This window comes from Streptomyces sp. NPDC007346 (assembly GCF_040703535.1).
Taxonomy (GTDB): Bacteria; Actinomycetota; Actinomycetes; order Streptomycetales; family Streptomycetaceae; genus Streptomyces.
The window spans coordinates 88,849-111,415 of the sequence record NZ_JBEYKR010000001.1; the positions used below are offsets into that span (position 1 = coordinate 88,849).

The 22,567-nt window shown below is 73.0% G+C and carries 15 protein-coding genes; 1 reads left to right on the forward strand and 14 read right to left on the reverse strand.

Translation table 11 applies throughout. The features are described from left to right. Positions 1 to 16: 16 nt before the first annotated feature. From AB0917_RS00340 to AB0917_RS00400, 13 genes are all read right to left on the reverse strand, one after another. Complete coding sequence (locus AB0917_RS00340) at positions 17 to 1,378, reverse strand: VWA domain-containing protein (RefSeq protein WP_366817178.1); 1,362 nt, start codon at positions 1,376 to 1,378, stop codon at positions 17 to 19. 85 nt (positions 1,379 to 1,463) lie between these two features. Then, entirely contained in the window at positions 1,464 to 3,017 is a 1,554-nt protein-coding gene (locus tag AB0917_RS00345) for a PP2C family serine/threonine-protein phosphatase (protein WP_366817179.1), read from the reverse strand. A 2-nt stretch (positions 3,018 to 3,019) separates the two neighbouring features. Then, positions 3,020 to 6,052: a tetratricopeptide repeat protein gene (locus tag AB0917_RS00350; RefSeq protein WP_366817180.1), complete on the reverse strand. Its 3,033-nt coding sequence runs from the start codon at positions 6,050 to 6,052 to the stop codon at positions 3,020 to 3,022. After that, the gene (locus AB0917_RS00355; RefSeq protein WP_366817181.1) at positions 6,049 to 7,428 is read right to left on the reverse strand and encodes a hypothetical protein; all 1,380 of its coding nucleotides are present in this window, start codon (positions 7,426 to 7,428) and stop codon (positions 6,049 to 6,051) included. Before AB0917_RS00355 ends, AB0917_RS00350 begins: the two co-directional genes overlap by 4 nt. 127 nt (positions 7,429 to 7,555) lie before the next feature. Further along, the gene (locus tag AB0917_RS00360) at positions 7,556 to 8,605 is read right to left on the reverse strand and encodes a glutamate ABC transporter substrate-binding protein (protein WP_366817182.1); all 1,050 of its coding nucleotides are present in this window, start codon (positions 8,603 to 8,605) and stop codon (positions 7,556 to 7,558) included. 11 nt (positions 8,606 to 8,616) lie between these two features. Next, on the reverse strand, positions 8,617 to 10,005 hold the full coding sequence (locus tag AB0917_RS00365; RefSeq protein ID WP_366817183.1) for a hypothetical protein: 1,389 nt from the start codon (positions 10,003 to 10,005) through the stop codon (positions 8,617 to 8,619). Positions 10,006 to 10,404: 399 nt separating this feature from the next. Then, complete coding sequence (locus AB0917_RS00370) at positions 10,405 to 11,379, reverse strand: BadF/BadG/BcrA/BcrD ATPase family protein (protein WP_366817184.1); 975 nt, start codon at positions 11,377 to 11,379, stop codon at positions 10,405 to 10,407. Continuing rightward, complete coding sequence (locus AB0917_RS00375; RefSeq protein ID WP_366817185.1) at positions 11,370 to 12,635, reverse strand: 6-phospho-beta-glucosidase; 1,266 nt, start codon at positions 12,633 to 12,635, stop codon at positions 11,370 to 11,372. Before AB0917_RS00375 ends, AB0917_RS00370 begins: the two co-directional genes overlap by 10 nt. Positions 12,636 to 12,637: 2 nt before the next feature. Beyond that, positions 12,638 to 13,531 carry a carbohydrate ABC transporter permease gene (locus AB0917_RS00380; RefSeq protein ID WP_366817186.1) on the reverse strand — a complete coding sequence of 298 codons (894 nt, stop codon included), beginning with the start codon at positions 13,529 to 13,531 and terminating at the stop codon, positions 12,638 to 12,640. Between the two features lie 3 nt (positions 13,532 to 13,534). Next, positions 13,535 to 14,476, reverse strand: coding sequence for a sugar ABC transporter permease (locus AB0917_RS00385; protein WP_366817187.1), 942 nt, complete (start codon positions 14,474 to 14,476; stop codon positions 13,535 to 13,537). 7 nt (positions 14,477 to 14,483) lie between these two features. Beyond that, a complete protein-coding gene (locus tag AB0917_RS00390) occupies positions 14,484 to 15,815 on the reverse strand; it encodes an ABC transporter substrate-binding protein (RefSeq protein ID WP_366817188.1) in 1,332 nt (443 codons plus the stop codon). A 78-nt stretch (positions 15,816 to 15,893) separates the two neighbouring features. Beyond that, positions 15,894 to 17,117: an ROK family transcriptional regulator gene (locus AB0917_RS00395; RefSeq protein WP_366817189.1), complete on the reverse strand. Its 1,224-nt coding sequence runs from the start codon at positions 17,115 to 17,117 to the stop codon at positions 15,894 to 15,896. 211 nt (positions 17,118 to 17,328) lie between these two features. After that, on the reverse strand, positions 17,329 to 18,393 hold the full coding sequence (locus AB0917_RS00400; protein ID WP_366817190.1) for a mechanosensitive ion channel family protein: 1,065 nt from the start codon (positions 18,391 to 18,393) through the stop codon (positions 17,329 to 17,331). A 318-nt stretch (positions 18,394 to 18,711) separates the two neighbouring features. Between AB0917_RS00400 and AB0917_RS00405 the strand changes: the two genes are divergently transcribed. Continuing rightward, on the forward strand, positions 18,712 to 19,248 hold the full coding sequence (locus AB0917_RS00405) for an HNH endonuclease (RefSeq protein WP_366817191.1): 537 nt from the start codon (positions 18,712 to 18,714) through the stop codon (positions 19,246 to 19,248). 160 nt (positions 19,249 to 19,408) lie between these two features. On the opposite strand, the gene AB0917_RS00410 is transcribed toward AB0917_RS00405, so the two are convergent. Then, positions 19,409 to 22,390 carry a beta-N-acetylglucosaminidase domain-containing protein gene (locus AB0917_RS00410; protein WP_366817192.1) on the reverse strand — a complete coding sequence of 994 codons (2,982 nt, stop codon included), beginning with the start codon at positions 22,388 to 22,390 and terminating at the stop codon, positions 19,409 to 19,411. Positions 22,391 to 22,567 lie beyond the last annotated feature (177 nt).

Consider the following 22,567-nt stretch of genomic DNA (forward strand, 5'->3'; position numbering starts at 1 on the left):
CGGCCACCAAGTGGTGTTACTTCTTGACGCGAACAGTCTTCGTGGAGCGCGTTTCGAGGGTCATCTCGTCCGCCTCCGCGACCTTCGCTTTCAGTCGCACAGTACCCGTCGCCGCGTCGACGACGTCGACCACCTTCGAAAGCAGTTTCGCAGTGTCCTGGTTCCCGGACGCCGACGCCAGCTGCACCGCGCGGCCCAGTTTCGCCGTCGCCCCGTCGAAGTCGCCCGACTTGCGGGCATCCAGCCCCTGCTGGATGACTTGTGCCAGTTCCGCCTGGCCCGTGTAGTGCGCGACCTGCGGATTGATCGAGGTCGACGCCACCATGTCGTCCGTCCACACCGCCCGTACGAGCCCCTGGGAGAGGACCTGCGGGGCCCCCGCGCCCGAGGGGTCGGGCAGGATCAGCGAGACCCGGGCCGCCAGCATCTCCTGGCCGATCCCGGCCTCGGGGACCACGACGCAGACGTGGTAGTCGCGGGACTCGTCGCCCCAGGAGCCGGTCGGGTAGTCCCCGGCGCGCGGGCCCGCCTCGGTGCGCCGGCCGGTCAGGTCCTCGACCGTGGGCGCCACCTGCTTCACGAACCGGATCTCCACCCCGACGGGCGTCCAGAGCCGCAGCGCCACGTCCGCGACCTCCTTGCCCATCGCGTTCTCCATCATCTGCGTGAAGTCGGCGGCGAGCCCCGCCGGATCGGCGACGATGTCGGCGGTGCCGAGCAGCGAGGAGGCGATGGAGGTGACCTCCTTCACCTCCCAGTCGGTGCCGACGCCCCGGGCGTCACAGGTGAACCGTCCCGCGCAGGAGTCCAGCGCGGCCCGCAGGTCCTCGGGCGCCTCGTGCTCGTTGCGGCCGTCGGTCAGCAGGATGCCGTGCCGGATGCCGACGTCGGCGGCGCCGAGCAGCCGGTCGGCCAGCCGCAGCCAGGTGCCGATCGCGGTCCCGCCGCCCGCGCTCAGCTTCCGCAGGGCCTCCTTGGCCTGGGCCTTCGTCCGCGCGTCGGCGACCGCGAGCTGTCCGTTGCCGGGGTAGACGTCCTTGGCCACATGCGTCCCCGCGACCACCGAGAACCGCGTGCCCTCGCGCAACGTGTCGATGGCCGCAGCCGTCGCGTCGCGCGCGTTGCGCATCTTCGTGGGCGGGTAGTCCATCGAACCGGAACAGTCGACCATCAGCACCACCGCCGCGCTCGGCGCCTGCCCCGGCCCGTACCCGGGCGAGGCCGCCGTTCCGGGCAGGGGGACGCCCCCGGTGGTGCCGCCGCCGGTCGAGGTGACGGTGACGATCGCGTTCACCTCGCGGCCGCCCTCCGGCAGGAAGGCGTTCTGGTACACCTCGACGGAGAACTGCGGCACGTTCGACTTGGAGAAAATGGCCATCTGATCGGCTCCTTGAGACGGACTGGCTCCTTGAAGCTCCGTACGGAAGGGGGCAGGTGCCCGGAGAGGGGAGGGCCTGGACGGCTCACTCCGTCGCGCTCGCCGATCCTGCCCCTTGCGGCTCCACGGCGAACGGCAGCAGAGCCACTGTTACGTTGTCGTGGCCCCCGCCGTCGAGTGCGTGACCGACGAGCACCTGGGCGCCGTGGAGCGGGCGCAGGTGGGCCTCCGGAGGCACGGCGGCGGCCATCTCCTCGGCGGATTCCGCGTAGTTCCACAGGCCGTCCGTGCAGACCACCACCAGACCGGGGCGGTCGGGTTTGAACGAGGCGGTGTGCGGCTCCAGTTCGTAGGAGTCGGCGCCGAGCCAGCCGGTGATGGCGTGGGCGCGCTCGTCCGCGTATGCCTCGGCCTCGTTCATCAGGCCGGCCGCCACCATCTGCGCGGCCCACGAGTCGTCCTCGGTGAGCCGGGCGGGCGGGCCCGTCCGGTCGTCCGGCACCCAGTAGACCCGGCTGTCGCCGACCCAGCCGACGACCAGCAGACCGCCCGCCATGATCGCGCCGACCAGGGTGCAGGCCGGGGCGTTCTGATGGCGGTGGGCCTCCTGCTCGGCGGCGCCGGGCGGATCGAGGACCAGCGCGTTGACCGCCTCGGACGCGGCGACGATCGCCTCGTGCATCGCCTGCTGCGGGTGCGTGCCGCGCGGCAGGGACTCCAGCAGCGCCTCGTTGGCGGCGGCCGAGGCGGCCGCCGACGCCTCGTCGGGCCGGCTCGCCGAGGAGACGCCGTCGCAGACGATCGCGACGACGGCGGGCGAACCGTCCGGCAGCGCGGTCGAGGAGACCGCGAAGAAGTCCTCGTTACGGTGGTGGCGCAGGCCCCGGTCGCTGACGGCGGCCACCGAGCCGAGCTCCTGCTCCATGTGGTCGCGCTCGCGGGGCTGGGCGTGCCCGCAGTTCTCGCAGTACCCGTCGAGGTCGACCCGGCCGGACCGGCAGGCCACGCAGACCTTCGTGCCGGCGGCCGGAGTCGGCGTGCGCTCCGCCGTACGGGGGTCGGGCGCGGCCAGCGGGAAGTCGCCGGAGCTGTCGGGGGTTTGGGCGGACTCGGCGTTGTGCTCGGTGGCGTGCTCGGCGGCGTTGTGCTCGGTGGCGGGCTGGGCGGGCGCGATGGGCTCAGCAGCGGCCGGGTCCGCTGTCGCCGCTCGGTCGTCGTGGCGTACGGGGCGTGCCGCCACCTGCTCGTCGTCGTGCGCCGGGGGCGTCGTCGGCAGCGGTGTGCCGCCCGAGTCCGTGCCGGGCAGGTCCGTCGCCCGGTGCTCCGGGGCGGGCAGGCCGGAGCTGTCCGCCCCGGAGGCGGCCGGCCACCGCACGGCGGCCGCGGGCGGCGCGGGGGCGTCGGGCGCGGCCGGGTCCACCGGCGCTGCGGCGGGTGCGGGCGGAGCCGCCGGGGGCGCCGCAGAGGCGGGCGAGGCCGGCGGGGGCGTGGTGATGGCCATCGTCGGCCGGTCGTCGGGGCGGGCCGGCACGGCCGAGAGGTCGTAGCCGCACACACCGCAGAACAGGTCGCCGGACGCCGGCGGCTCCTCGCAGCCGGGGCACCTCGCCAGGGCGGGCTGTTGGTGGCTCTCTGACATCTTCACACCCACGTCCGGGGGCGGAAACGGTTGGCCCGCTCCACCAGTTCGATCCTCTCGTCGCCCCGCTGCGCGAGCCGGGCGAGCATGCGGTACGAGCGTTCCAGGCCCAACCGCAGGCCCCGCTCGTCCAGTTCCGCGTCGAGCAGCTTCCGGGTGCCCGCAGGCCCGGCCGCCGGTCCGCCCGGCGGCGGTCCACCGGGACTACCGGAGAGTACCCAGTCCAGCGCCTTGCCCAGTACCTCCGTCGTCAACTGCTCGCGCCGCACCGGGTCCAGACCGAACCCGGTCAGCGCCGCCACCTGGACGGCGGCGGCCGTCAGATCGGAGAGCAGGGGCTCGGCGGGGTCGCGCTCGCGCAGCCGGGCGCGCACGGCGGCGACCCGGGCCGCGGTGTAGTGGATCGACGCCTCCGGCACCGACTCCAGGGTGAGCGCCGCCCCCGCCCGGTCCCCGGCGGCGATCTGCACCCGGGCCAGGCCGAACGCGGCGCTCACGAAGCTCGGATCGGTCGCCCACACCAGGCGGTAGTACTCGGCGGCGTTGTCCAGCTGGCCCAGCACCTCCGCGCAGATCCCCAGCGCCAGCTTGGGCGCGGGCTCCCCGGGGAACGCGTCGTACACCGCGTCGAAGGAGAGCGCCGCCACCTCGTGGTCGCCGGTCACCAGCGAGGTGATGCCCCGGTACCAGACGACCCGCCAGTCGTCCGGGTGCCGGGCCTCCAGGGCGGTCAGCGCGGCGGCGGCGGAGTCCAGCTCACGCATCTCCAGCCGGGCCCGCAGCTCCCGCAGCCGGGTCTCCAGCGAGGCCGCGGGGACCGCCCCAAGGGCCGCGATCAGCTCGGCGGGGGCGGAGGCCATCAGCCCGGCGAGGAAACCGGCGTTCGGGTCGTTCGCGTCGACCCGGGGCACCGGCAGCGCCAGGGAGGTGGCCCGCGCGTCGAACAGGGCGAGCCGGACGCCTCCCGCGCTCCCCCCGAAGGGGCCGTACGGGCCTGTCGGGGAGCCCGGCCCGACAGGAGCGGGCGAGGCACCCCGGGGCGCCGGGACAGGGGTGTGCGCCTGGGTGTGCGCGGGCGCGGGCGCGGGAGCGGACGCGAGCGGCGAGTGCCCCGCCGCCGGGCCGCCACCTTGCGGGCCGGGATACGGACCGGAGCCCGTACCACTCGACGGGTCGCCACCTTGCGGACCGGCGTACGGACCGGAGCCCGTACCACTCGACGGGTCGCCACCGTGCGGACCGGGATACGGACCGGAGCCCGTACCGCCCGGCGGGCCGCCCCGTACATGGGTCGAGGCCGCCGTCAGCGGAGCCGCCCCCGTGGCGGGCCACGCGCCCGCCCCCGGGCCGGACGGCTGCCCGCCCACCGGCAGCGCCCCGGCCACCGCCGACGTCACCGCCCCCGGAGCGACCGGCACGCCGCCACCGCCACCCGGCACCGCACCGCCCTGGACCGGTACGCCGCCGCCCTGCGACGGAACGGCCGGCAGCGGACCCGCGGCGCCCTTGCGGCGCCCGAAGCGGCCCCCGCGTCCGGCAGCGGTCTCCCGGGCGCCCAGCCGCGACACGTCGTCCACCTGCTCGGCGAACAACTCCGTGTCCGTCACGCGCAGTTCCGTACCGAACAGCGTCGACAGCGCCGGTCGGGGCCGTCCCGTCTGGAGCGCCACCACCTCGCGCAGCACCCCGGTCAACTGCTCGGCCATCTCGGGGGCGGAGGCGAACCGCCGGCCCGGGTCCGGGTCGGTGGCCCGGACCAGCAGCCGGTAGAAGGACTCGTAGGTGCGGAACACCTCGATGGTGTCGGGGTCCGGCAGCGAGTCCACGAAGGTGTTCGTGTACCCCTGGAAGTCGAAGGTGAGGACCGCCAGCGTCCGCGCCACCGTGTACAGGTCGGAGGCGACCGACGGGCCGACCTCCGCGACCTCGGGGGCCTGGTAGCCGACGGTGCCGTAGATGGCGGACTCGTCGTCGTCCATCCGGCGCACCGCGCCCATGTCGATCAGCTTGAGCTGGTCCTCGGTCTGGATCGCGTTGTCGACCTTGAAGTCGCAGTAGAGCAGGTTGCGGCTGTGCAGATGGCCGAGCGCCTCCAGCGCCTCGATCCCGTACGCGCAGGCCTGCTCGACCGGGAGCGGGTCGCGCTTGCCCGCCGGGGTGCGGCGCTGGTTGGCGATCTCCTTGAGCGCCTTGCCGCCGACGTACTCCATGACGATGTACCCGTCGAGCGAACCGGTCCGCTGGTCCAGGTGCTCCACGAAGTTGTAGATCCGCACGATGTTGGCGTGCTCGATCTCGGCGAGGAAGCGGCGCTCGGAGATGGCCGCCGCCATCGCGTCCTGGTCGCCGCTGTCGAGCAGGCCTTTGAGGACCACCCAGCGGTCCGAGACGGCCCGGTCCACCGCGAGGTAGACCCAGCCGAGCCCGCCGTGCGCCAGGCAGCCCACCACCTCGTACTGGCCGTGCACGATGTCGCCGCCGGTCAGCTTCGGCACGAAGGAGTAGGGGTGGCCGCATTTGGTGCAGAACCCCTCGGTGCGGCCCGGCCGCTCCCCGCGCGAACGCCCCACCGGGGCCCCGCAGTCCGAGCGCGAGCAGAACCGCTTGCGCTCGGGCACCTCCGGGTTCTCCATCACCGCCGTACGCGGGTCGGGCCGGGGCACGTCCGGGACCTCCACCAGGCCGACGCCCAGCCGGCCCCGGGTGGAGGAGGCGGCCGACGAACCCGAGGAGCGCACCGAGACCGAACGGGAGTTGGAGGAGCCGGAGAGCGAGCGCGACAGCCGCCCCGACACCGAGCGCCGCGAGGTCGACGAACGCGACGAGGAGCGCGCGGAGGCGCGGGAGGAGGAGCGCTGCGAGGAGCTGTCGCGGCTGCTCGCCCGGCCGCCGCCCGCGATCCCGGTGGGCGGCGAACCGAGCAGGCCCGTCGGTGAGACGACCGGGGCCAGGCCGCAGGTGTCGCAGTACAGCTCACCGCCGCCCATGTCCTCGTAGGCGCCCTCGCACGCCGGGCGCTGGCACTGCGTACTCATCGTGTCTCCCCCTGATCGCCCGGCCCTCCCGGGCCCCGCCGGTCCTCCGCCCCGCCGGAGCCCTCGGCCCCCTCGGGCCGGCGCGGTGTCAGCAGCTCGGCCGCCGCCTGCTGGTAGCGCAGGACGCTCTGCTCGGCCACCCGCAGATCGCACGGGGCGCTCCACAGCATCCGGCGCGCCGCGTCATAGCGCTCGATCAGCAGCGGGTCCTCCGCGAGACCGTGCCGGGCCACCTTCGCCTTGTACGCGTCGAGCCGGCCGCGCAGCTCGGCGCGGACCGCCAGCGGCGCCGTCACCGAGGTCAGCGACTCCCGGGCGCGCAGCAGCTCCTCCTCCGCCTCCTGCTCCAGCGACTCCAGGAGCGGGGAGAGCCGGTTCCACTGGGCACGCCTGCGGTACTCGGCGGCGATGTCCAGCCGCTCCTGGAGGGCGGTCGCCGGTCCGCTGACGGCGGGCACCTCGGAGGCGGCGATCTTCGCCAGCACCTCGCCGCGCGCCGACCGCGCCTCGGCCAGCGTGCGGTCGGCCCGCGAGAGCACGTCCCGCAGCCGCATCAGCCGCGCCTCGGCGTCCTGCCGCACCGCGAGCACCGCCTCGATCTCGCGCCGTACGTCCTCCAGGGCGCGGGCGGCCCGGTCGTAGCGGGAGGTGTCCGGGCGGCCGCCGCCGGGCGCGGCGCTGCCGGGGCCCGGCAGCCAGAACGCCAGCGGGTCGGAGATCACCTGCACGCGCAGCGTGGTGAGCTCCTCGGTGATCTCCTCCAGGTCGTCCCCCGCCGGGTGCTCACCGGGCCGCACGCCGACCGAGTGGGCCAGCGAACGGGTGCGGTGCAGCTCGGCGGCGAGCAGGTCGATCCGGGCGGGCAGCGCCGACCAGACGGAGTCCGAGGCGACGACCATGTCCAGCGACCTGGCGTACAGCTCGTTCATCCGGGCGACCAGCTCCTGGAGCGAGAACCGCTCCGAGAGCCGGGCCGGGCCCGTCACCGAAGAGGGCGGCAGCGCACCGGGGTTGGCCACGGTGACCGACTCGCCGCGCAGCAGCTCGGTCAGGGCGGCCAGGTCCTCCCGGCTGGGGTGGCGGCGGCGGGCCCGGATGTCCCTGGCCTCCTCCAGCGCCCCCGCGTAGGCGTCGAAATACCCCCACAGCAGGGTGATCGACTGCTCGGTCGTGGCCCAGCGCTCCTGGGTGACACCGGTCAGTTCGGCGCCCTCCAGGAGCCGGCGGCCCGCATGGTCCTGGAGGGCGAGGAGCGAGGTCTCGATGGCCTCGTGCTCCGCGCCGAGCCGGGCCAGCGCACGGTCCGCCTCGTCCCGGTCCATGACCGGGCCGGCGGGCCTCCCCGCGAAGCTGGGGAAGGATCCCGTGACGCTCATCGATCACCTCTCCGCTCTCGCCGCCGGGCCGGTGGGCCGGACGGGATCAGTTGCTCCGGTACGTACGCGTCCACTCCGGATCCGGTACGCGCCCCCTTCGGTGCGTGCGCGACCCGGCGCGCCGGGGTCACCCGCTGCGGTACTTGGGGGCCGGTGGCGCCGTGATGCCGGGCAGCCCGGCCGCCAGCCACTTCTGGTACGACACCATCCAGGCGCTGTCCTTCCCGCCCGCGCGGTAGTCGACCAGGACCTTGTTGATCCGGGCCACCAGATCGTCGGCGCCCTTCTTCGCCGCCACGCCGTAGAACTCGGTGGTGAACGGCCCGGCGCCCTTGAGGGCCACCTCCGGGTCCTGCGCGGCCTGCCCCGCGCCGAGGGCGTTGTCCGTGAGGACGGCGTCGACCTCGCCGAGCTGGAGCCGCACCAGGCAGTCCAGCTGGTTGGGGACGGTCAGCTGGTCCCGGTCCCGCTCGGTGCCGTCGAACTCGTCCTTGAATATCGCCCCGTACGACTTCTTCTCCAGCGCCTCGTACGCGGTGGTGCCCTCGCCGGAGCAGACCCGCTTGCCCTTCAGCGACTCGTCGTACCCCGTGATGGGGGAGACCTTGGGGGCCAGGATCTGCTGCCCGGTCCGGAAGTAGGCGGTGGAGAAGGAGACCTGCTCCAGCCGCTTGCAGTTGATGGTCATCGTCCGCACGACGACGTCGACCCGGTCCCTCTCCAGGGCGGCGATGCGCTGGTTGGTGGGGATGGCCCGGAAGATCACCGCGTCCGGGTCGCCGAGGATGTCCTTGGCCAGCGCCCGCACGAGGTCGATGTCGAACCCTTCGAGCTCACCCGTGTGCGGGTTGCGGTACCCCCAGCGGTAGCTGTTCTGGTCGACGCCCGCGACCAGCTTCCCGCGCGCCTTGATCTTCGCGATGCCCGGCCCGTCCGCCGACGAGGGCGGCAGGCTCGCCTCCGGATCGGTGCACGCCTCGGCCCGCACCGGCACGATCGTCGCCGTCCCGCCGCCCGCCGTCTCCGCGTCGGCGCTCCTGTCGCTCTGCTGGGAGAGCGGCAGCAGGGTCAGCGACGCGGTGACCACACACGCCACCGCCATCGTCGTCACGCCTCCCCAGCCGCGCAGCCCGCCCCGCGGGGCGCGGCGCCGCGCCCACGTTCTCGCCCTGGCCATCGATGCCCCTCTCACCGGTACTCCGAGAGCCTGCGGTTGACCCCGAGGATCGCGGCGACCGCTCCCAGCACCGCCAGTGCGGCGGCTCCTGTCGGCAGGCCCCGCAGAGCCCCGCGCCCGTCCTCCGCGGCCGCGGTGAACTCGCCCTGCTCATGGGCGAGCGCCTTCCGCAACGCGGTGTCCACCTGCTGGAAGGACTGCCCCGTGGAGTCCTTCTCCCCGATGATCTGCTTCAGGGCGCCGTCGTAGTCGCCCTGGTCGTCCGTGGCCCGTGCCTTGCGGTGGCGTGTCTGCCACTGCGCGACGCTCTCGGCGGCCGCGACGACCGGAGCGCTCCCACTCTCGTCGTCCGCGAGCCGCTCGGCCTTCTTCAGCTGTGCTTCGAGGGCCTTCATGCCCGTGGTGTAGTCCGTCTCGTACTGGTCGGCCGAACCGTCGGCGGTCAGCACGGCGCCGCGCGCCACCAGCGTGAGGTTCTCGTTGGCGCGCGCCTTCAAGGAGTTGATCCGCGCGTTGTTGAGCACGTCGAGCGACTCCTGGCCGTGCACCATCGCGGACCGCAGCTCCGTGCGGGCCACCGTGTGCCCCACCGCCAGCCAGAGCAGCACCACCGAGGCGGCGGCCGTGGCCACCAGCAGGCCGTGGTTGAACACCCGGTTGGTGCGGCGGTAGTTGCGGCGCTGCGTCCATACCAGCGCGCCCAGCACCACGATCCCCGTGGCGAGCGAGAGGAAGGGCCACTGCCGGGCGTCGTCGGCGTCCCGGTCGAGCCGGCCCGTCTCCGCCGCGTACAGCCGCTCGGCGGCGGGCAGCAGCTCGTTGCTCATCTTCTGGTTGGCGTACCGGAGATAGGCGCCGCCCAGCGGCAGCCCCTGCCGGTTGTTGGCGCGGGCCCGCTCGATCAGGCCGGTGTAGACGGGCAGCAGCTCGTTGAGGGTGGTGATCTCCTGACCGGAGCTGGTCGAGGAGTCGGTGTTCGCCGACGCCCGCACCAGCAGCCGGGCGGCTTCCGCGATGTCCTCGCGGTACTGGTCCTGCACGGCCTTGGGCTCCCGCGCCCCCGCGAGGAAGCCGCTGGCCGCCATCGTGTCCGCGTCGGCGAGGGAGCGGTAGATGTTCGCCGCGTCCGCGCTGAGCGGCTGGCTGCGCCCCACCACGTCGTCGGCGGCGGCGGCCCGGTGCGAGATCTCCAGGGCGGTCACCGCCCCGAACGCCACGACCAGCAGCGCCAGCACGGCCCCGATGATCTGGAGGCGGCCGGGCTCGGTCGTCGCCGCGGCACGCAGCCGGCGGCTCTGCACGGCCCAGGTGCTCGGTCGCTGAGCGGGCAGGCCGGCGGGCGCGGGCGCCTGCTCGGGCGCGCGTCGCGTCTGCGGACCGCCCTGCGGCAGCTGTGTCACTCGACCTCCCCCTCGGTCACTGACGGTGCCCGGTCCCCGGCCCATCGGGGGCCGGCACCCGGCCAGAAGTATGGCCGCGGGGACGGACACGCACATCACGAACGCCTGGATCCAGCACCGGTCAACGCATTCGACCAGGGCGGGCGCGGCCGATCAAGGCGATCGGCGCAACGTGCCCCGAAACATCCGGATAAGCGAACCGGCACCGTGCCGGGCCCCTCCCGGCCTGCTCCGCCGCCTCCCTGACCGTCCAGCCGTCCCCCGCGTTCCGGACTCCCCATCAGGTACACGTGCGGGGCGCCCGATCGGTTCCCCCCTCCGCCCGCGTTCCCCCGAACGAGGGGCGCCCCACCGCGTCGAACGCGACGGGACGCCCCTCGTTCCGGCCCTCCCGGGAGGTCAGGCGTACTGTTCCCGCAGCCGCCGGTGGACCTCCGGCGCCGCCCCCGTACGGTCCAGGCCCAGCAGCGCCGCCCCCAGCACCGGCGGCTCGGAGACCACCCGCACCACCGCCTTCGGGGCGCGTACCGCCAGCAGTTCGGAGATCCGGTCGTTCAGCTGCGGATGGCGCGCGGCCAGCACGCTGCCGCCCAGCAGCACCGGCGCCTCCTCCTCCAGCAGCCCCAGGCGGGTGAGCGCCACCGACGCCATCGCCACCACCTCCTCGGCCAGCCGCTCCACCAGCGCGGCCGCCACCGGGTCCCCGGCGGCACCCGTGGCGAACAGCACCGGCGTCAGCTCGTGCCGCCGGGCCGGCGGGATGGTGCCCCGGTGCAACGCCTCGATCAGCGCGTACATCGAGTCGAGCCCGAAGTGCCCCGGCAGCGTACGGACCAGCTCGGTCGGCTCGCCGCGCCCGTCCTCGGCGCGCGCGGCGAACCACAGCGCCTCCTCCGAGAGTCCGCCGCCGCCGCCCCAGTCGCCGGATATCCGGCCGATCGCGGGGAAGCGGGCGGTCCGCCCGTCCGGCACCATGCCCACGCAGTTGATCCCGGCCCCGCAGACCACCGCGACGCCCCGGGGCTCGTCCACCCCCGCCCGCAGGATCGCGAAGGTGTCGTTGCGCACCTCGACCGACGCGCCCCAGCCACGGGCCTCGAGGGCCTCGGCCAGCTCGGCCTCCTCGACCGGCAGGTCGGCGTTGGCCAGGCACGCGGAGACGTGGCCGACGGAGCCGACGGGTCCGGGCAGCGCCGCGACGGCCTCCTCCAGTGCGGCGGCCAGCACGTCGAGCGCCGCCTCCACCCCGACGTAGGGCGGCTGGAACCCCCCGCCCCGGCCCGTGGCGAGAACCGTTCCGTCCTCACCGATCAACGCCACATCGGTCTTGCTGTTGCCCGCGTCGACGGCGACGACCGAGACGTTCACGCCCACGCCAGGTGCTCCCGGTTGTGCGCGATCAGCCGGTCGGTGAGCTGCTCGGCCTGGTCGTACTGGCCGATCAGCGGGTGGGCGAGCAGCGCCTTGAAGACCCGGTCCCGGCCGCCGCGCAGCGCGGCTTCCAGGGCGAGGTCCTCGTACGCCGTCACGTTGGCGATCAGACCGGCGTACAGCGGGTCCAGCGCGGGGACCGCGAGCGGGGTCGCCCCGTCGTGGCCGACCCGGGCCTGCACCTCGATGACCGCGTCGTCCGGGAGGAACGGCAGCGTCCCGTCGTTGTACGTGTTGACCACCTGGACCGGCGAACCGCCGCCGCCCAGCAGGGAGGCCGCCAGGTCCACGGCCGCCTCCGAGTAGAACGCGCCGCCCCGCTTGGCGAGCAGCTCGGGCTTCGTGTCCAGCGCGGGGTCGCCGTACATCTCCAGCAGCTCCTTCTCCATCGCCGCGACCTCGGCGGCCCGGGACGGCTTGGTGCCGAGCTCCCGTACGACCTCGTCGTGGGCGTAGAAGTAGCGCAGGTAGTACGAGGGGACGACGCCGAGCCGGTCGACGAGCTTCCGGTCCATGTGGAGGTCGTCGGCGATGGCGGCGCCGTGCTCGGCCAGCAGCTTCGGCAGCACGTTCTCGCCGTCCGGGCCGCCCAGGCGCACGCCCAGCTCCCAGGTGAGGTGGTTGAGCCCCACGTGGTCCAGGTGGACCTCGGAGGGGTTCACGTCCAGCAGCCGGGCGAACTTGCGCTGGAAGCCGATCGCCACGTTGCACAGGCCGACCGCCTTGTGCCCGGCCCGGAGCAGGGCCCGGGTGACGATGCCGACCGGGTTGGTGAAGTCGATGATCCAGGCGTCCGGGTTGGTGCGGCGCACCCGCTCGGCGATGTCCAGGACGACCGGGACGGTCCGCAGCGCCTTGGCGAGGCCGCCGGCGCCGGTGGTCTCCTGGCCGATGCAGCCGCACTCCAGCGGCCACGTCTCGTCCTTGTTCCGCGCGGCCTGTCCGCCGACGCGCAGCTGGAGGAGGACCGCGTCGGCGCCGGCCACGCCCGCGTCCAGGTCGGTGGTCGTGGTGATCTTCCCGGCGTGGTCCTGCTTGGCGAAGATCCGCCGGGCCAGGCCGCCGACCAGTTCGAGCCGGTCGGCCGCCGGGTCGACGAGCACCAGCTCCTCGACCGGCAGCGTGTCCCGCAACCGGGCGAAGCCGTCGATCAGTTCAGGGGTGTAGGTGGACCCGCCACCAACTACTGCGAGCTTCATTGTCAGCCCTTTACTCCGGTGAGTGTGACGCCCTCGACGAATGCCTTCTGAGCGAAGAAGAAGACGGCGATCACAGGGGCCATGACCAGAACGGTCGCGGCCATGGTCAGGTTCCAGTCGGTGTGGTGTGCGCCCTTGAAGGATTCCAGGCCGTAACTGAGCGTCCAGGCGGCCGGGTTCTCCGAGGCGTAGATCTGCGGTCCGAAGTAGTCGTTCCAGGCGGCGAAGAACTGGAAGAGGGCGATGGCCGCGATGCCGGGCTTGGCCATCGGCAGGACGACCTTCATCAGCGTACGGAACTCACCGCAGCCGTCCACCTTGGCCGCGTCCAGGTACTCGTTCGGGATGGTCAGAAGAAACTGCCGCAGAAGGAAGATGGAGAACGCGTCTCCGAAGGCCATCGGGATGATCAGCGGCCACAGGGTGCCGGAGAGGTCCATCTGCTTCGCCCAGAACAGGTACATGGGGATGATGACGACCTGCGGCGGCAGCATCATCATCGAGATGACGAGCATCAGGGACAGCTTGCGGCCCCGGAAGCGGAACTTCGCCAGCGCGTACGCCACGGGGATCGACGACACGACGGTGAGTACGGTGCCGACACCCGCGTACAGAAGGGTGTTGCGCCACCAGATGAGGAAGCCCGGCGTCTCGAAGACCTGTTTGTAGTTGCCCCACTCCCAGGTGTTGGGGGTGAGGTCGCGGGTCAGCGCCTGCTGGTCGTTCATCAGCGAGGTCAGGACCACGAAGACGAACGGCAGCACGAAGAAGAGCGCGGCGGCGATCCCCAGCGAGTGGACGGCTATCCAGTGCAGCAGCGCCTTGCGGCGTGCGGTGCGCGCGGCGGGTGTCGGCCGGCCGGTGGCCGGGGCGGGCTTGTCGAGGAGCTGGGTCATGGCTCAGTCACCGGCCTGGATCAGATTGTTGCGGCCCCGCATGAGCAGCGCGGTGAAGGCCATGGCCAGGGCGAACAGGATGAGGGCGACGACACAGGCGGCGCCGTAGTCGAAGCGCTGGAAGCCGAGGTTGTAGACGAGCTGGGGGAGCGTGAGTGTCGACTTGTCGGGATAGCCGGGTTCGAAGGACTGGCCGGAGCCGCCGATGACCCCGGAGGCGACCTTCCCGGCGACCAGGGGCTGGGTGTAGTACTGCATCGCCTGGATGACGCCCGTCACCACGGCGAACAGCACGATCGGCGAGATGTTCGGCAGCGTCACGAAGCGGAACCGCTGCCAGGCGGAGGCGCCGTCCAGCTCGGCCGCCTCGTACTGCTCGGTCGGCACGTCCAGCAGCGAGGCCATGAAGATGACCATCAGGTCCCCGATGCCCCAGACCGCGAGCATGGTGAGGGCCGGCTTGGACCAGGTGGCGTCGTTGAACCAGCCGGGCGTCGGCAGCCCCAGGTCCCCCAGGATCGCGTTGACCGGCCCGGTGCCGGGGTTCAGCAGGAAGACGAAGGCGAGCGTCGCGGCGACGGGCGGGGCCAGGTAGGGCAGGTAGAACAGCGTCCGGAAGACGCCCGTCCCCGTCTTGATCTTGGTGATCAGCAGGCCGACGCCGAGCCCGAAGACGACCCGGCAGGTGACCATGACGACCACCAGCCAGAGCGTGTTCCACAGCGACGGCCAGAACATCGGGTAGTCCTGGAAGACGTACGTCCAGTTCGTCAGCCCGTTGAAGACCGGCGCCCCGAACCCGTCGTACTCCGTGAAGGAGAAGTAGACCGTCGAGACCATCGGGTACGCGAAGAAGACCGAGAACCCGATCAGCCACGGCGACATGAAGGCCGCGTTCCGCAGTACCGACCTGCGGCGCTTGGAGCGGAGTGTGTGCGTCGTCATCGTCGGGCTACTTGGCCTTGGCGATGTCGGTGTCGATCTGCTTCGCGGTCTTCTCCAGGCCGGCCTGGAGGTCCTTCACCGCGCCCTTCTCGTACTGGTAGCCGAAGTCCTGGAGGGTCTGCTGGTACGTGGAGCCGTTGACGGCCCCGTCGGGGGTGCTGGACTTCGGGTGCTGGGCGATGTCCAGGAACGTCTTGAAGCGCGGGTCGAACTTCAGGTCGGGCGACTTGAGCGCCTCGAAGGTGGAGGGCACGTTACGGATGCCGTTGGCGAACTCGACCACCGCCTGTGTGTCGCTGGTCATGTACTTGATCAGCTCCCACGCGGCGTTCTGCTTCTTGCTGGCCGGGGCGATGCCCACGATGGTGCCGGAGAGGAAGCCCTTGCCGTAGCTGTCGGCCTCGTCGTCGGCGACGGGCATCGGCGCGACCCCGATCTCGAAGTCGACCCCGGCGTCCTCGGCCATCCCGAGCCGCCACTCGCCGTCCAGCTGCATCGCCACCTGGCCGGTGTGGAAGGGGTGCTTGGAGCCCCACTCGTCACCGAAGGTGCCCCGGTACTTCTCCAGCTTCGCGTAGCCGCCGAGGTCGTCCACCAGCTTCTTCTGGTAGGTGAACATCTCCGCGAACGCCGGGTCCTTGGCGATGTTGGACTTGCCGTCCTCGTCGAAGTACGTGTGGTCCCACGAGGACAGGTAGTGGTCGGCGACGGTCTCGTAACCGTGGAAGTTCGGCATGAAGCCGAGCTGCTGGTAGCTGTCGCCCTTCTCGACCGTCAGCTTCTTCGCGATGCTCGCCAGTTCGGACATGGTCTTCGGCGGCGCGGTGATCCCGGCCTTCTTGAAGGCGTCCTTGTTGTAGTAGAGGCCGTAGGCGTCCGTGAGCAGCGGCAGGGCGCAGCGCACGCCCTCGAACTGGGTGTAGTCGAGAAGGACCTTCGGGAACGTCTTCTCCAGGTCGAGCTTCGACTTCTCGATGAACGGCTTGAGGTCGGCGAAGGCGCCCGACGAGCAGAACTTGCCGACGTTGGCGGTGGTGAACGAGGAGACCACGTCGGGGCCGTTCGAACCGCCCGCGCGCAGCGCCTGGTTGAGCTTGTCGTCGTTGATGTTGCCGGAGATGTTCACCGTGATGTTCGGGTGGGCCTTCTCGAACCGGGCGATGTTGTCCTTGACCGCCTTGACCTCGGCGGGCGAGCTCCAGCCGTGCCAGAAGTTGATCGTGGTCTTCGCCTTCGGGTCGTCGGTGGCTCCGGCCTCGGACTGGCCGGTGCACGCGGTGGCGAGGACCGAGATCGCGGCGACGGCGACAGCGGTGGTGGTGAGACGGCTTGTGCGCATGACGAAGCTCCCAGGGACGGGGAAGAGAAGCAGACGACAGGGACAGGGCAAGGACGGGGCGGTACGGGAACCGGTGGTTCAGCGCGAGGTGTCGAACACCTCGTCGCGGGTGTCGGCCAGCGCCCTCTCCAGGGCGCCGCGCAGCACGGGGGTGCGGTCGATCTCGCCGAGGACCAGGCGGGGCCGGGAGGCGGCGAGTTCGGCCAGCTCGGACTGGATGAGGGAGCGCAGGATCTCGCCGCCCGCCGCGACCGCACCGCCGGAGAGCACGATCAGCCCGGGGTCCAGGACGGCGGTGACGGAGGCGAGGCCGGTGGCGAGCCGGTGGGCGTACTGGCCGAGCAGCTCGGTCAGCGCCTCGTCCCGCCCGTACGCGGCGGCCGCCCGCTCCAGCAGCGCGGCGGCCGCCTTCGCGTGCGGCTGCTGCGGGACGTCGATGCCGAGCGCCTTGGCGAGCCGCGGCACCGCCTGGGCGCCCGCCAGCTCCTGGAAGCCGCCGCTGTTGGCCTTGACGACCTGGCGTACGAGGGGGGTGCCGGGCACCGGCAGGAAGCCGACCTCGCCCGCGCCGCCGGTGAAGCCGCGGTGCAGGCGCCCGTTGATGACGAGGGCCGCGCCGAGGCCCTCCTCGTTCCACAGCAGCACGAAGTCCTCGTGGCCGCGGGCCGCGCCCAGGCGCTGCTCGGCCACGGCGACCAGGTTGACGTCGTTCTCGTACTCCACCGGCATCGGCAGGAACGCGGCCAGCTCGTCCAGGAGGGTGGGGGAGTGCCAGCCGGGCAGGTGCGAGGCGTACCGCAGCCGCCCGGTGCCCGGGTCGAAGGCGCCCGGAGTGCCGATGACGATCCGGTGGATGTCGGCGCGGGTGAGTCCGGCCTCCTTCACCGCCCCGTCCAGCGCGTCGGCGACCTGGCGCACCACGCTGTCGGCGCGGCGGCCGGGCGTCGCCAGCTCGAACTGCCCGACGCTCGCCCCGGTCACGTCCGCGACGGCGGCGACGATCCGCCGGCTGTTCACGTCGAGCCCGGCCACATGGGCGGCGCGCGCGTTCACCGTGTAGAGCTGCGCGTTGGGGCCCGGCCGCCCCTCGCTGGTCCCGGTGGCGACGACCAGACCGGCCGCCTCCAGCCGGGCCAGGAGCTGCGAGGCGGTCGGCTTGGACAGGCCGGTCAGCTTGCCGATCCGGGTCCGGGAGAGGGGCCCGTGCTCCAGCAGCAGATCGAGGGCGGCCCGGTCGTTCATGGCCCGCAACACCCGGGGAGTGCCCGGTGTGCCGGGGTTGCCCGGAGTGATTCCCGCCATCGTGGATGCACCCGCCTCTGTGAGGAGCTCCGCCGGACCCGCGCCCGGACTCTGTTAGGAAAGTTTCCTATTCAGGGAGGACCGTAAGACGCAGGTCACCGGGGCGTCAATGGGGACCGCCCGTGCGGCAATCAAAGCGTTACCTCGCACGCGGACGCCCCCGGCCGTCTCCCTGGGGTCCAGGGGCGGCCGGGGGCGTCGCGGTGCGGGCTTACTTGTTCAGGTTCGCCGGCGGCGGTATCGGCGTCGCGGCCAGCGACTGCGGGGAGGTCGCCGAGGCGTACGCCGAGGGGGCCGCCATCGCCGCCGTCGGGTCCGCCGTGGACTCGCCCGTCTGCTGCGGCACCGCGCCGATCATCGAGATGCCCGCGTCGTCCAGCGCCTGCTTGATGCGCCAGCGCAGCTCGCGCTCCACCCCCGCCGACTTGCCGGGCATCGTCTTCGCGGTGACCCGGACCGTCATCGAGTCCAGCAGGACCGCGTCCAGGCCGAGCACCTCCACCGGGCCCCACAGCCGCTCCGACCAGGGCTCTTCCTTCGTCAGCGTCTCGGCGGCCGTGGTGATCGCCGCGCGGACGTGCTCCAGGTTCTCCGTCGGGCGCACCGTGACGTCGACCCCGGCGGTGGACCAGCCCTGGCTGAGGTTGCCGATCCGCTTCACCTCGCCGTTGCGGACGTACCAGATCTCGCCGTTGTCGCCGCGCAGCTTGGTGACCCGCAGGCCCACCTCGATGACCTCACCGGCGGCCACCCCCGCGTCGATCGTGTCCCCGACCCCGTACTGGTCCTCCAGGATCATGAAGACGCCGGAGAGGAAGTCCGTGACCAGGTTGCGGGCGCCGAAGCCGAGCGCCACACCGGCGACACCGGCGGAGGCGAGGAGGGGTGCCAGGTTGATCTTGAAGGCGCCCAGGACCATCAGCGCGGCCGTGCCCAGGATCATGAAGGAGGCCACCGACCGCAGGACCGAGCCGATCGCCTCCGAGCGCTGGCGTCTGCGCTCCGCGTTCACCAGCAGACCGCCCAGCGCCGTGCCCTCCACCGCCTGGGCGCTGCGGTTCATCCGGTCGATCAGGTTGGTCAGGGCGCGCCGGATCAGATAGCGCAGCGTGATCGCCACCGCCACGATCAGCATGATCCGCAGACCGGTGCTCAGCCAGGTGGACCAGTTCTCCTCGACCCACCCCGCGGCGTTCCCGGCCTGCTGGGCGGCTTCCTCCAGCGAGCCGACCGGCTCGGGTGACGGGGCTGCGGCCAACAGGGCGGACAGGGACACGGTGGGGACCTTCAGAGGGACGACGGGCTGACCGATAACACTAACGAAGCCGGGGGAGTGGATCGTTGCCGTCATCGGGGGAGAGACAGGTCTCACCGGGGGATACGTGTGCTGTGGCCGATCGCACAGTGCGCACGGCCGTCCTGGTGGGGCGCCCTCTCCGGGGCCGGACCGGCGCCCGTCGCGCCGGAGGGTGAGAAAAATCCTCCCGGCCCGTTACCCCTACGTGGTGGCGCTTCGACCAGGCATGAGGAGAGACTGAGATCGGATCGTCCCGGCGCGAGCCACGCGCCGCCGGCGTACAAGGAGGCATCCACCGTGCCGCACGTCCTGGTTCTCAACGCGTCGTACGAGCCGCTCGGCGTCGTACCGCTCCGCCGCGCGCTCGTCCTCGTCCTGGAGAACAAGGCGATCTGCCTCGAGGAGACCGGCGCCTTCCTGCACAGTGCCACCCGTGCCGTGCCCGCGCCCAGCGTGGTCCGGCTCAAGCGTTTCGTCCGGGTCCCCTACCGGGGGCCCGTTCCCCTGACGCGCCGGGCGCTGTTCGCCCGGGACGGGGGGCGCTGCATGTACTGCGGGGCCGCCGCGACCAGCGTCGACCACGTCATTCCGCGCAGCCGCGGTGGACAGCACGCGTGGGACAACGTGGTGGCGGCCTGCCGCCGCTGCAACCACGTCAAGGCCGACCGCCATCTGCCCGAGCTGGGCTGGCGGCTGAGCCACCCGCCCGCCCCGCCGACCGGGCTGGCCTGGCGGATCATCGGGACGGGACACCGCGACCCGCGCTGGCTGCCGTACCTGCAACCGTTCGGCGCGGACGACGTGATGGCCCGGATCGACGGCGTCTCCGCCTGAGACCGGGCCTTCGTCGTCCCCGGGGCCTGCTGTACGGACGCTGACCCCGGCCTGCTGTACGGGTCACTCCACGACCGCGACCGCGTACGCCGACGACCGCGACCGCGTACGCCGACGGCGCGACCGCGCACGCCGACGGCACGCGGGCGTACGCCGCAGGTCACTCCACGACCGCGTACGCCTCCACCGACCAGAGCGAGTAGCCGTACTCGGTCGCCCTCGCGTCGCCCTGCACCCGGATGAACCGGGTCTCCTTCGCGTCCATCCGCACCGACTCGCGCCCGCCCCTTCCCTCCCGGACGGTCGCCGCGGTGCGCCAGGTGCGGCCGTCGGCGGAGACCTGGACGCGGTAGCCGGAGGCGTACGCGTCCTGCCAGGACAGCACCAGCTGCCCCAGCCGCACCGGCTCCGGGAGCTCGGCCTGCCACCACGCGCCGTCCTCGGCGGGGGAGGACCACCGGGTCTCCGGGTCGCCGTCGGACGCGGCGGACGCGGGGAAGTCGGGCGTCTCGTCGGCGGAGGAGGAGGCCGTGGCCGTACGCACCAGGTCCGGGCCGCCGGTACGCGGGAAGGCCCGCACGGTCAGGGTGGACTCCTGGCCGCCGAAGGTCAGCGGCACCTCGTACTCACCCGCCGGGGTGTCCGCCGGAACGGTGATGTCCACCGGCACCTCGGTACGCGACCCGCGCGGCACGGTCGTCTGCTTCGGGACCCGCACCTCGATGCCCTTGGGGGCCTTCGCGGTCAGCGCGCCCTTCACCTCGGCCGGACGCCGCCCGGCCAGCCGCGCCGCCACCCGCTGCGGCTCGCCGCCGATCTCCGCGTCCGTCTCGCCGTGCGCCAGGTCGAGCATGGCGGCGGGCTCGTCCCCGAACCACGGCACCAGGGCGCGCAGCCGCGGCGTGCCCACCGGGACCGCCGGGGACGGCGGCAGACCGGGGCTCAGGTAGGACGGGGGCGCGGTCCGTGCGGCCTCGGGCACCGTGACCCGTACGGCGTCGGCGCGCAGCCCCTTCGCCGCGGTCTGGGTCCAGCCGGTCGGGGACAGCTCCCCCAGCGCCCGCCAGCCGTCGCCCGGCACATGGGCCTCGACGACCGCGCCGGTCAGGCCGGGTCCGGGCTCGGCGAGCGCCGTCACGGCCTCCACCGGGCGGGCCCGGTCCAGCCGGACCGTGTAGCTGTGCGCGTCCTTGGTGACCCGGCCGCTGCTGCGGTCCACACCGTTCCAGCCGTCGGCGGCCTTCTCGGCCCGGTCCAGGAAGGGGTCGAGCACCCCCTTGCCGACCGTGGCCCGGCCCGCCGCGATCTCCTGGCGCAGCGACTCCAGCGCCAGCAGCGTCCGCCAGGCGCCCGCCCCGTCGCCGGCCGCCTGGGCCTGGAGCAGGTCCACGGCCAGCTCACCGGCGTGACCGTAGCGGGCCAGCTGCTCGGTCCACGGCCGCACCTCTTCGGCCAGCCGCCCGTCGGCGGGCGTGGCCAGCCGGTCGGGGGTCTGCCGCATCACGGTGAAGGCGGCCCGCAGTTCGCGCGCCGCCCGGTCGCGGGCCGGGGCGGCCGCCGCCCGGGACTGCCAGAACGCGGTGAACAGGGGCCGCAGATAGGCGGACTCCTCCGCGCCGAGCACCGAGTCCGCGCTGTTGCCCGCCAGCGCCCGCAGCGCCTCCCGGGCCTGCGCGTCGCCGCCCGCAAGGTCGTCGATCGCCGCCTGCCAGGACTCGTCCGCTCGGTACTGCTTCGGGTTCCAGGCGAAGTCGGCGGCGGTGAACAGCGGGATGCGCGAGGCGGAGGCCTGTTCCATCGCGTTGGCCAGCAGCGCCGCCGAACCGCTCGCCACCGCCGGGTCCCGGCCGGTGTAGGGCCCCAGGAAGATCCGGTCCTGGGCGTAGTCGTTGACCGGGTAGTTGTCCATCGTCACCAGCGGGTGGCGGAACGCGGTACGCGCCCCGGCCAGTTGGCCGCCGGTGATCTTCTTGGGTACGACCCCGACGCCGGTCCAGGCCACCTGCACCCGGTCGTCCAGCTCGGCGGCGAGCGCCGTGCGGTAGTCGGTCGCCCCGTCCTGGTAGAACTCCGTCGGCAGCACCGACAGCGGGGCGGCGCCCGGGTGACGCTCCTCCAGATGCCGGGCGAGGGCCCCGGCCACCCGGGCCTGCGCGCGGGCCGCCGCCTTGGGGCCGCTGCCGAACGTCTCGGCGTCCAGGTCGCAGTGCCACTCGCTGTAGCTGACGTCCTGGAACTGGAGCTGGAAGACCCGCACCCCCAGCGCCCACATCGCGTCGACCTTCTTCGTCAGCGCCCGGACGTCCTGGTCGGAGGCCATGCACATCGCCTGGCCCGGGGAGACGGCCCAGCCGAGCGTCACATGCTCGGCGCGCGCCTTCTGCGCCAGCGCCCGGAAGTCGGCCCGCCGCTCGGCCGGGTACGGCTCGCGCCAGCGGGCCAGCCGGAACGGGTCGTCGCCCGCCGCGTAGAGGTACCGGTTCTGCTTGGTGCGGCCCATGAAGGCGAGCTGCGCGAGCCGCTCCTCCTGGGTCCAGGGCTGTCCGTAGAACCCTTCCGCCATGCCGCGTACGGCTGTTCCCGGCCAGTCCCGCACCATGACACCGGCCACCGCACCGCCGCTCACCAACTGCCGCAGGGTCTGCACCGCATGGAACAGGCCGTCCTCGCCGAGCCCGTCCAGGGCGACGGTGGCGCGTCCGGCGAGCCGGCCCGACGCGATCCGGTAGCCGCCGGTGGGCAGATCGGCGCGCTCGGGTGCGCGCAGCGCCCGCAGCGCCTCTCCGGCGCCCGGCCCGCCGATCCGGATCAGGGGCCCGCGCCCCGGCAGGCTCGCGTGCACGGTCGTGACACCGGCCGCGTGCAGCAGGGAGCGGAGCTCCTCCACGGCGTACGGATCGGCGTCCGGCGCGGCGACGACGGTGGCCTCGGCACCGAGCGGCAGGGCCGGTCCGGTGGCCTTGATGCTCTGGGGCCGGGGCCATACGGAGGGCGGCTGCGCGCTGTCGGCGCGGTCGGGCGCGGTGGCGGGGGGTTTGCCGGGGTCGAGCGGGGCGGCGACGGCCGGCGCGGTGGAGCCCAGCAGACCGCCGATCACTGCGACGGCCACGGCCGTGGCCTGCTTTCTGCGCCCGAACCGCACGTCGCGCTCCCTAGAAAGGACCTGGTGGGATCCGAGCCCACCACCCGGGCGCAAGGGTGTCAATGCGCATGGCTGTTCTGTCGGATTTGCCGGGAATAGTGACACCTTCGCGCCTGGTGGGGTCGGTGTGGCTGGAGGGAGTGGCTGAAAACGGTTCATACCTGCCGTACGGGGGAA